Origin of the sequence: Thermotoga sp., from assembly GCF_021162145.1 — a bacterium.
In the GTDB taxonomy this organism is placed as follows: Bacteria; Thermotogota; Thermotogae; order Thermotogales; family Thermotogaceae; genus Thermotoga.
Window position 1 is genome coordinate 1 of the sequence record NZ_JAGGZH010000063.1, and the last position, 10,261, is coordinate 10,261.

General features: G+C 45.9%; 10 protein-coding genes. 2 read left to right on the top strand and 8 right to left on the bottom strand.

The window, feature by feature from the left end; translation table 11 throughout:
* A partial coding sequence (locus J7K79_RS04370; protein ID WP_296905553.1) for an ABC transporter substrate-binding protein occupies nucleotides 1–1,661 on the bottom strand: 1,661 nt, incomplete at its 3' end.
* A gap of 216 nt (nucleotides 1,662–1,877) precedes the next feature.
* Between J7K79_RS04370 and J7K79_RS04375 the strand changes: the two genes are divergently transcribed.
* Nucleotides 1,878–2,921 (top strand): endo-1,4-beta-xylanase, encoded by a 1,044-nt coding sequence (locus J7K79_RS04375; RefSeq protein ID WP_296905555.1) that lies wholly within the window; start codon nucleotides 1,878–1,880, stop codon nucleotides 2,919–2,921.
* A 23-nt stretch (nucleotides 2,922–2,944) separates the two neighbouring features.
* Here J7K79_RS04375 and uxuA read toward each other — a convergent pair whose 3' ends face one another.
* The 5 genes from uxuA to J7K79_RS04400 form a co-directional block, all read right to left on the bottom strand.
* On the bottom strand, nucleotides 2,945–4,027 hold the full coding sequence (gene uxuA / locus J7K79_RS04380; RefSeq protein WP_296905556.1) for a mannonate dehydratase: 1,083 nt from the start codon (nucleotides 4,025–4,027) through the stop codon (nucleotides 2,945–2,947).
* Nucleotides 4,024–5,643, bottom strand: coding sequence for a D-mannonate dehydrogenase UxuB (gene uxuB / locus J7K79_RS04385; protein ID WP_296905557.1), 1,620 nt, complete (start codon nucleotides 5,641–5,643; stop codon nucleotides 4,024–4,026). Before uxuB ends, uxuA begins: the two co-directional genes overlap by 4 nt.
* Nucleotides 5,644–5,655: 12 nt before the next feature.
* Nucleotides 5,656–6,675: a sugar kinase gene (locus J7K79_RS04390; protein ID WP_296905559.1), complete on the bottom strand. Its 1,020-nt coding sequence runs from the start codon at nucleotides 6,673–6,675 to the stop codon at nucleotides 5,656–5,658.
* Nucleotides 6,672–7,283, bottom strand: a complete 612-nt coding sequence (eda, locus tag J7K79_RS04395; RefSeq protein WP_296905561.1) for a bifunctional 4-hydroxy-2-oxoglutarate aldolase/2-dehydro-3-deoxy-phosphogluconate aldolase — start codon at nucleotides 7,281–7,283, stop codon at nucleotides 6,672–6,674. The genes J7K79_RS04390 and eda overlap by 4 nt, the downstream gene beginning before the upstream one ends.
* A gap of 65 nt (nucleotides 7,284–7,348) precedes the next feature.
* Entirely contained in the window at nucleotides 7,349–8,089 is a 741-nt protein-coding gene (locus J7K79_RS04400) for an IclR family transcriptional regulator (RefSeq protein WP_296905563.1), read from the bottom strand.
* 98 nt (nucleotides 8,090–8,187) lie between these two features.
* Between J7K79_RS04400 and uxaC the strand changes: the two genes are divergently transcribed.
* On the top strand, nucleotides 8,188–9,543 hold the full coding sequence (gene uxaC, locus J7K79_RS04405) for a glucuronate isomerase (protein ID WP_296905565.1): 1,356 nt from the start codon (nucleotides 8,188–8,190) through the stop codon (nucleotides 9,541–9,543).
* Between the two features lie 42 nt (nucleotides 9,544–9,585).
* On the opposite strand, the gene J7K79_RS04410 is transcribed toward uxaC, so the two are convergent.
* Nucleotides 9,586–10,116, bottom strand: coding sequence for a carbohydrate binding domain-containing protein (locus J7K79_RS04410; protein ID WP_296905567.1), 531 nt, complete (start codon nucleotides 10,114–10,116; stop codon nucleotides 9,586–9,588).
* 76 nt (nucleotides 10,117–10,192) lie between these two features.
* Nucleotides 10,193–10,261, bottom strand: a 69-nt coding sequence (locus J7K79_RS09460) for a sugar-binding protein (RefSeq protein ID WP_366932585.1), incomplete at its 5' end; no start/stop codon positions are given.

The window sequence follows — 10,261 nt, forward strand, 5'->3', positions numbered from 1 at the left end:
TCTCCCCACGCAGTCTTTTGAATTTCGTCTATAATTTTATCCATTTCAGGGCTGCTCCATCTTCCATAATTGCCCCACGGTGCGTTTTCACCTATAGGCACAATGTACTTTGAATGGAATGGTTCTAGCACTCTGAAAAGATCTGGATGACCACCCCATGGCTCTGCTGCAGGCCAGTCTGACGAAACATCAAATTGTCCTTTCTGGCCAAGTGTTGCTTGTGCATCTGTTGTTTGAACGGTAACATCGATACCAAATTTCTTCCATGCCTGCGCAGCTGCAAATGCATTTCTGTAACCTGGGTGAGCAGGATTGGTTCCCGTATTAATTGTGATTTTCCAGACCTCACCGTTTGGTAGGTGCCATTTTCCATCTTTGTCTCTGTAGAAGCCGTTCTTTTCTAGGAGTTTTGCGGCAACGTCAGGAGCGTATTTCCACCAGCCGGGTCCGAAGATCCTCTTGATCAGTTCAGGATTATCTGGCACGGGGTATCCTCTCTTTCTCGCGTACTCGGCCAGTCTGAAACCTGCTGTTGGGTCGTAGGGCTTGAATTTTTCACCATTTCCAAGATCGAGTTCGAAGTTCTTAAGCCAATCTTCGAGTTTTGTAAAGTACCAGTTGTAATACGCAGTTGTGAGAGGAATGTGAATAGGACTCAGAGTGACTGCCCCATCAAAGGCGTTCGCTGCGTACTCAACGATGTCGATGGCAAGTGTAAGGGCCCATCTTACCTCAGGATTGTCAAATGGTTCTTTCGCCGTGTTGAAGAGCAGTCCTGTCACACATGGGTCGATATTAACTGTCCACGGGAAGGTTTTTCTCCAGGCCCTTGCTGTTTTTACCCTATTCAAAGCTGCCTTCAAGGCTTCCAGGGTAAGATCTGCCGCATCGAGTTGATGTTGAGCCATGGCAAGTACTTGTTTTTCTGGTGTTCCATAAGTGATGAACAGTACATACTTTGGTTGTGGCATTCCATAAAGCATGCCTGTTGGTGTTCTCTCCCAATCTTCTCTTCTTTCCCAAAGAGTCCAGTAACCACCTGGATCGTACCCTTTGAGAACATAAGGACCTGTTCCAACCGGCGGATTGAAAGTAAAAGTTAGAGGATCTTCAACCTTTTCGAAGATGTGCTTTGGAAGTGGTCTGAAACCACCCCATCTGTCAAGGAAGTATGTATGAAATCTTGCGTTAGGTTCCTTGAGTTTTATAACCACTGTGTAATCGTCAACTTTCACAATTTCTTTTACTTGTTGCATTTGGGAATGATAGCCAAAACCCGGTGTGTTTTTTGCGAGTTCAATAGTATAGATAAGATCGTCTGCTGTGAATGGTACCCCATCACTCCAATAGACTCCTTTTCTAAGCTTGATTGTGAGTTCTGTAAAATCTGAGTTGTATTTTGGAGGTTCTGCTGCAAGGGCGTTGATAATCTCTCCCGTTGCATACTCAACACACCAGAGAGGTTCCAAAAGTAAGTTCTGGATTCCTCTGTCCTGCCACACCCAGGTCGCCCAGACGTTGAAATTTCCAGGATTAGCTGCCCTTCCTGTCAAGTTGTTGGCTATGAAGGTTTCGTTTCTTGGAATTCCCGGTGGAAGCTGCTGGGCAAAGAACAAGCTGAACAAGGAAATGACGAATAAAAACGCAAGAAGCTTTCTCATAAAAACTCACCTCCCTTGATTGTGTTTTTTTCTTTTCGGGAAATATTTTAATAGAAACCCTATCGAAAAGTCAAGGTTCGTTTTCTTCGAATAAAAGATATTATCCAGGCTCACAGGGGATTATTTCAAAATACTGTCGTTTTTCTTCTTTTTTTCTCCTTTTTTCTTTCTGGTATCATATTTCCGTACAAAAATGAGAAAGGAGGTTTCATAATTATGAAAGTTTTATCTGTGGTACTGCTGTTTCTGATCGGATGTGTCTCGTCTTTTGGCTCGCAGGATGTACCTTTAAGAGTGCTTGCAGAAAAGCTGAACATTTACGTTGGTTTCGCTGCGAGGAACAACTTCTGGTCTCTTCCTGATGCAGGAAAGTACATGAAAATTGCAAAGAGGGAATTCAACATTCTAACGCCTGAGAACCAGATGAAATGGGATACCATCCATCCAGAAAAAAACAGATACAACTTCGAACCTGCCGAAAAACATGTCGAATTTGCGGAGAAAAACGGAATGATCGTACACGGCCATACCCTTGTCTGGCACAACCAGCTTCCGGGATGGTTCACCAGTAGAGAATGGTCGAAAGAAGAACTCCTGAATGTTCTCGAAGACCACATAAAAACGGTAGTGTCTCACTTCAAAGGTAGAGTGAAGATCTGGGATGTGGTGAACGAAGCGGTGAATGATGCTGGAACCTATAGAGAAAGTATCTGGTACAAAACGATCGGACCTGAGTACATAGAAAAAGCGTTCTTATGGGCAAGGGAAGCAGATCCTGAGGCGATGCTCATCTACAACGATTACAACATCGAAGAAATCAACGCCAAGTCGAACTTTGTCTACAACATGATAAAGGAACTGAAGGAAAAAGGAGTCCCCATAGACGGTGTGGGATTTCAGATGCACATGGACTACAGAGGTCTCAATTACGACAGTTTCAGAAGAAATCTGGAGAGGTTCGCAGAACTTGGCCTTCAGATCTACATCACGGAGATGGACGTGCGAATTCCTCTCAGTGGGTCGGAGGAGTACTATTTGAAGAAGCAGGAGGAAGTTTATAAGAAGATCTTCGAGATCTGTCTGGATAACCCTGCTGTCAGGGCAGTTCAGTTCTGGGGGTTCACGGACAAGTACTCTTGGGTGCCTGGTTTCTTCAAAGGTTACGGCAAGGCGTTGATTTTCGATGAAAACTACAATCCTAAACCATGTTATTTCGCGATAAAAGAGGTCATGGAAGAAAAGCTAGAAGAAAGGGAATGAGGGGGCATCGCCCCCTTTCCTTTTCAGCAGTATCTCTCTTTCATCTTACCTATCGCTTCCCAGAGTCCAAGAATATAGGTAGCACCAAGTGCTCTGTCGTAGAGTCCATAACCGGGACGTGTATTTTCGCTCCAGATCAACCTTCCGTGGTCTGGTCGGATGTATCCTTCGTAACCTATGTCATGAAACGCCTTCATCACCTCAAAAAGGTCGTGCGAACCACAGAAAGTTGGATGAGCCGTTTCGTAGAACTTCTTCTCACCGGTGAACTTCAAATTCCTCACGTGCGCGAAGTGAATCCTTCCCATCTTCCCGAAATACCTGATCATCTCAGGTATGTTGTTCTCCGGATTCGCACCGAGCGAACCCATGCAGAGTGTGATTCCATTGTAGGTGCTGTCGACCGCTCTGAGCATTCTCTCTATATTCTCCTTGTTCGTGATAATCCTTGGAAGGCCGAAGATACTCCACGGCGGATCGTCCGGATGTATGGCGAGCTTCACATCACATTCCTCGCAGACTGGAATAACCCTTTCTAGGAAATAAACGAGATTTTCGAAGAGTTTTTCCTCGTCAACGTTTTTGTACAGCTCGAAGGTTTCTCTCAGTTTTTCCAATCTATCCCATTCCCATCCGGGAAGTAAAAAGCCCTGAGACCCTTCCTTCACACGTTTCATGAGTTCGTCTGGGGTGACTCCTTCGATGAGGCTGTGATCGTATTCCATCGTTTCAGAGCCGTCCGGAAGCTTTTTGTGAAGGTCTGTTCTCATCCAGTCGAAGACAGGCATGAAGTTATAGCAGACCACTTTCACACCGGCTTTTGCCAGGTTTCTGACCGTTTCTTTGTAGTTCTCGATGTACTTATCTCGGGTGGGGAGCCCCAGTTTTATATCCTCGTGGACGTTCACACTCTCGATGACTTCAAGCTTCAAACCTGTCTTTTCAACGGTTTCTTTGAGTTTCATGATCTCCTCGAGTGGCCAGACTTCTCCCACGGGAATATCGAGAAGGGCACCAACCACTCCCTCTACTCCCGGAATTTGACGTATCTGTTCTAGGGTAACAGTGTCGTGTTTTTCTCCAAACCATCTGAAAACAAGTTTCATCCATTTTCCCTCCCGATAACTTCTTCGAGCGTTTTTCTCACCGCTCCCGGTCCTGTGATCATCTTCCTGAACAATTCTTCCACCTTCTCTCCCAGACCGACTTCGTACAGATTCACTCTAAAGAGCTGTGGACTAGAAAGTATCGGTTTCAAATGATCGCTTACGGAGTTGGGATCACCGAACTTTATTTTCGAAACGTAGGATCTGAGGTTTTCGAGCAAAGGATCAGGGCTCAATTGCATCTCCTTTCCCTCGTCATCGATCCCTATGAGGTACCTACACCATCCTGATATCACGAGGGGAATGTACTTCAAATCTCTCGGATCCAGATCGGATCTTTCATAGTATGCCCTTATGGTTTCACCAAACCTGATGGGCATCTTCTGTGAAGTATCCGTCGCGATCCTTTGCGGGGTGTCGGGCAGGTACGAGTTTGGAAGTCTGATGTTTATCACCTCGTTCAGGAACTCCCTTGGGTTGATGATCCTGGGATCCACCACAACTTTTATGCCTTCTTCTCCAACACCTTCCACGAGTTTTTTCAGCAGGGGATCTTTCATTTCATCTGCTATCTTTTTGTATCCCAGAAGGCATCCAAAGACTGCCAAAGCAGTGTGAAGCGGGTTCAAGCAGGTGGTTACTTTCATTCTCTCAGCCTTTTCGACGGTTTCTCTGTCCGTCAGAAAGATGTTCCTGTCCGCGCCTTCGAGTTTTGGCCTGCCGTTTGGAAAACTGTCCTCTATCACCAGATACTGAGCCCACTCCATGTTCACGAAGGGGGCGATGTGTGTTTTCTTGGATGTTACGAAGATCTCCATCCCTTCGATGCCCAGTTCTTCCAGGTGTTTTTTGATGAACTCAGAGGGTCCCGGAACGATCTTGTCTATCATGCTCCAGGGGAAAGCAGCGTCTTTCTCCAAGTAATCCAGGAACTCTTTCTCCACCAGACCGTTCTTCACCCATTCTTCCGATATTCTCCTCACAGAGTCATAGAGCTTTTCCCCGTTTTTGGAGAAGTTGTCGAGACTGAGAAGGGCGATTGGGAGTCTTCCTGCCTTGAATCTTTCGTAAAGCAGAGCAGTAACTTTGCCCATAGATGTTTGAGGAGAGGTCGGTCCGCTCTTCATATCTTCTATCACTTGAGGAAAGAGATTCCCAGCCTGGTCTTCTATGTTGTAACCTTTTTCCGTGATAGTGAAGGAAGCAAACTGAAGCGAAGGACTCCTGAAGATCTCTTTTGCTCTCTCCCAGTCAGGATGTGATGGATCACCTTTGAGTGCTTCCATCACACTTGCTATGATTCTTTTTTCGAAGTTTCCGTCTGGCTTTATGGTGACCGCTATGGAGAGATTGTCGTAAGGTGTGTAAACTCTGTCAATGACCTCGTAATCAAAAAGTTCTATCACGTTGATTCCAACATCTTCTTTTCCCTCTTCCAGAAGATTTTGAAGCACAGCAGCGACGAAACCCCTGAATATGTTTCCGCCACCGAAGTGAACCCATTTTGGCTGTTTCTTCGTGTTCGCTTCTACCTTCTCAAGATCAAAGTAAGGGGGTTTGACACCTATCTTTTCCCACGCTTTTCTTTCTTTCACTGTCTCTCTGTTGAGACGCATATTCTCACCTCCTCATCTCTCCACACGACCTGAGGTAGCACCGGACGCTAGCTTCTCGATCTCTTCCACACTGAGAACCGCAAAATCTCCGGGTATCGTGTGCTTGAGGCAGGATGCTGCGGCAGCGAACTCTGCTTTCTTCTGTGGGTCAAATTCCATCAAGCTTCCGTAAATCAAAGCTCCGGCGAAGCTGTCTCCCGCTCCCACTCTGTCCACTATGTGTATCTTGTATCTGGTCGAGAAATGGGGCCGGCTGTTTTCGTAGACCATGACGGACCAGTAATTAATGGTTGCAGAAACACTCTCCCTGAGTGTAATTCCCACAGTTCTAAATTCATATTTCCTCGTGACCTCTTCAGCAACCTTCACATAAGCTTCTCTGTTGAGTTTTCCCGTTTTCAGGTCGAGACCTTCAACTGGAATCCCCAGCACTTTTTCGATATCTTCTTCGTTCGCTATCAGAACATCTACGTACTCCATGAACGGAATCATCACCCTCTGGGCTTCTTCTTTCGACCAAAGCCTTGCTCTGTAGTTCAAGTCACAGCTCACAATTACATCTTTCTTCTTGGCGATTCTCAGAGCTTCTTCGAGAATGAGAGGGAGTTCCTTTCCAAGGGGAGGTGTGATTCCAGAAAAGTGGAACCATTTCGCACTATCCAGTATCTTCTCCCAGTCGAAATCTTCCTTCTTGGCCTCCGAGATAGCTGAATGTGCCCTATCGTAAACGACCTTGCTGGGTCTCTGGGAGACTCCTATTTCAAGAAAGTATATACCTATTCTGTTTCCGCCTCTCACAATGTAATCTGTCCTCACACCGAACTTTCTCAAGTGACCAATTGCAGCGTCTCCCAGCGGGTTATTTGGGAGTTTCGTTACAAAATATGCGCCCACACCCATCTGGGCGAGGAAAGCCGCCACGTTCGCTTCTGCACCACCGTAAGTGGCGTCGAAACTATCTGCCTGGAAAATCCTTTTGTAGTTAGGGGGTGAGAGCCTTAGCATGATCTCTCCAAACGTTACCACTTTCATCCTGTGCACCCCCTGATCTTTTCTATGAATTTCCTTGCTTTTTCCCTTACTTCATTTGGAGTTCCTTTCACGAGGGCACTTCCGACTCCCACAGCAAGAACTCCCGCTTCAAACCACTCGCACACGTTGTCTAGGTTTACCCCACCAGTCGGAACAAATTTGATCTCCGGGAAAGGTCCTCTCATTGCCCTCACGAATCGAGTTCCTAGCAGTTCCCCCGGAAAAAGCTTCAATATTCTGTGACCAAGCTTCATGGCCTTCACGATTTCGGTTGGTGTCATAACACCTGGCATGTAGAAAACACCCTTTTCTTTGCAGAAACGAGAGATCTCTTCGTCGAGATGAGGACTAACAATGAACTCTGCACCGCTTTCTATGGCTCTTTTACACTGCTCAACGCTCGTGACGGTACCTGCTCCTACAACGGCTCCTTTTTTCTTCAGAAAAGAGATCTCCCTGATGGCACTATCAGCGTCCGGAACGGTGAAGGTGATTTCGATCAGACGAACTTCTCCCTCGAAAACAGCCAGCGCTTTTTCCTTTGCCTCCTCAACACTACTTGCCCTCATGACTGCTATGATCCTGTGTTTTTTCAAGAGTTCTTCCATCTTCATCCCTCCTGATATGTGATGTTTAAGTTTTTAATTATTCAAAACAACCTCCGTTTGAGATTTCAATATCCAAGCTTTCTCGATATCTCCGCAGCGGTCTCTTTGAGAACTCTAGCGTATATCTGTGTTTTTTCTTTCGTAAACTTCTGTGCTGTGCCCGAGATACTCATAGCAGCGATGGGATAGCCGTTGTGATCAAAAATGGGAACACCCACACACATGATGCCTATTTCGTTTTCTTCGTTGTCTATAGCGTAGCCTTGTTTTCGAACTTTTGCGAGTTCCCTCTTCAGCGCGCCAGGATCTGTTATGGTGTTCGGTGTTTTCGGTTTCAGTTCAACAAGATGTAAATACTCTTCGAGTTCTTTGCTCGGCAGAAAAGCAAGTATCGCTTTCCCAGAGGCTGTGGAATAAAGATCTGTCTTCATTCCCACTCTCGACACCATGGGAAGGCTGTGTTCTCCTTCCACCTTGTCGATGTACACTCCTTCAAGGCCATCTTTCAGAATCAGATGCACAGTCTCTCCAGTTTTTCTCATGATACTGACCAGGTGCTCGTGTGCGATATCCCGAAGGTCGATCCTCCTCAGAACAAGAGAACCGTATTCCACCAGCTTGTAGCCAGGTATGTACCTTTTGTCTTTTTTCCTGAGAACAAAACCTTTTTCTTCGAGCACGGAGAGGTACTTATAAGCGTTTGACACGCTCATACCGAATCTGCTGGCTATTTCTGTCGCGCTCACATCACCAGGGTTCTTTACCACAAAATCCAGTATTTCCAACGCCTTCCTGAGGGTGTTCAATCTTTTTCGCCTCCTCGATTTTCTTTGCGATACATTATAATAATACCAGAGGATTTTCCTTTTTAGAAAATAACTTTCATAATGTTGGAGGTGATTATGTGTTTCTGGGAGAAGACTATCTTCTGACAAACAAAGTTGCGAAGAGTCTCTTCGATGAGGTAAAGGATCTTCCCATAGTGGATCCTCACAACCATCTCGATGTGAAAGACATAGTTGAAAACAAACCCTGGAGCGATATCTGGGAAGTCGAAGGAGCGACGGATCACTACGTGTGGGAGTTGATGAGACGATGCGGTGTTTCAGAGGAATACATAACGGGATCCAGAAGCAACAAAGAAAAGTGGCTTGCGCTCGCGAGAGTGTTCCCGAGATTCGTGGGGAATCCCACTTACGAGTGGATTCACCTTGATCTCTGGAGGAGGTTCAACGTAAAGAAAGTGATATCCGAAGAAACATCCGAAGAGATCTGGGAAGAGACAAAGAGGATGCTTCCTGAGATGAAGCCTCTAAAACTTCTCAGAGACATGAAGGTAGAGATCCTTTGCACAACGGATGATCCCGTTTCGACCCTGGAATATCACAAGAAGGCTAAGGAAACGGTAAAAGACGTGACGATACTTCCCACCTGGCGTCCAGACAGAGCGATGAACGTGGAAAAGAGCAATTGGTTGGAGTATGTAAAGGAACTTGGTGAAAGATACAACGAGGACATCTCCACACTCGAGGGTTTTCTGAGTGCCCTGTGGAAATCACACGATCATTTCAAAGAACACGGATGTGTGGCAAGTGATCACGCGCTTCTAGAACCATCGATACACCACGTCGAGGAAAAGCGCGCCAAGAAGATCCATGAAAAGGTGTTCAAAGGAAAAGAACTCACCCCAGAAGAGATCATCGACTACAAGGCTTTTTTGATGGTTCAGTTTGGAAAGATGAACCAGGAGACAAACTGGGTAACGCAACTTCACATTGGTGCGTTGAGAGATTACAGAGAGAGTCTTTTCAGAACACTTGGACCGGATTCAGGTGGGGACATTTCAACAAACTTCCTAAAGATCGCCGAAGGACTGAGATACTTTCTGAATGAGTTCGATGGAAAACTCAAAATCGTTCTGTACGTCCTCGATCCCACGCATCTTCCAACGGTAGCGACTATTGCCCGCGCCTTTCCGAACGTCTACGTGGGAGCTTCGTGGTGGTTCAACGATAGTCCTTTCGGCATGGAGATGCATCTGAAGTACATTGCCTCGGTTGATCTCCTGTACAACCTTGCGGGCATGGTGACAGATTCTAGAAAACTTCTCTCCTTTGGATCACGAACAGAAATGTTTAGAAGAGTTCTCTCAAGTGTCTTAGGGGAAATGGTAGAAAAAGGACAGGTTCCCATCAAGGAAGCCAAAAAACTGGCAAGACATGTATGCTATGATGGGCCGAAGGCTCTTTTCTTTGAGTAAAAGCTCCAAATGAAAAGAAGCCCCACGAGGGGCTTCTTTTTGTTAATCTTGGGCAGGATCGCTTACCACTGTGATTGTTGCATTGTTTCCCTGCCAACCTTCTGTTTCTCCACTTTCGAAATCTGTTTTGAGAACGACGTTTCCACTTTCGTCTTTAATCACAAAATTGTCGAAGAAGAAAGTAATGTTTGGAGTATCCTTTGCCTCAATATAGATGTCATCTGGTTTCCCAGGTATCATGTAGGGTTCCGATACTAACTCTGTCCACGTTGCAGGTGGTACATCTTGGAGAATAATTGCTTTGTATTGTTCATCGGTTGTTTTCAAAGTAAGTTGGAAAGTTACAGTTGCATCTTCTTCATGATATATCTCTATGCTGAAGGTGTAAGTGGCATCCTGAGTTATATAGTCTTCAATATCGTAATACCAGGCGGTTTTCCAGCTCTGATCTCCTGTTTCAACTTTGAGGACTTTGTTTACAGGTTGCCCAGCTGATTGCTGCACACAGCCTGTGATGGCAACCACCAGAGCAACCAAAAGAACTACCACCCAAGCAAACACGGCCTTCCTCATAAACCTTCACCCCCCCGAAAGATTCACTACGGCTTCACGCAAAAGAGGGGGTAAAGCCCCCTCCCTCATTAATCCATTACTTTACCAGCCTGAGATTACCAAACTTGGAGGTATTCTGCCAGCTGTTGTCCGTTGGATCGCACCA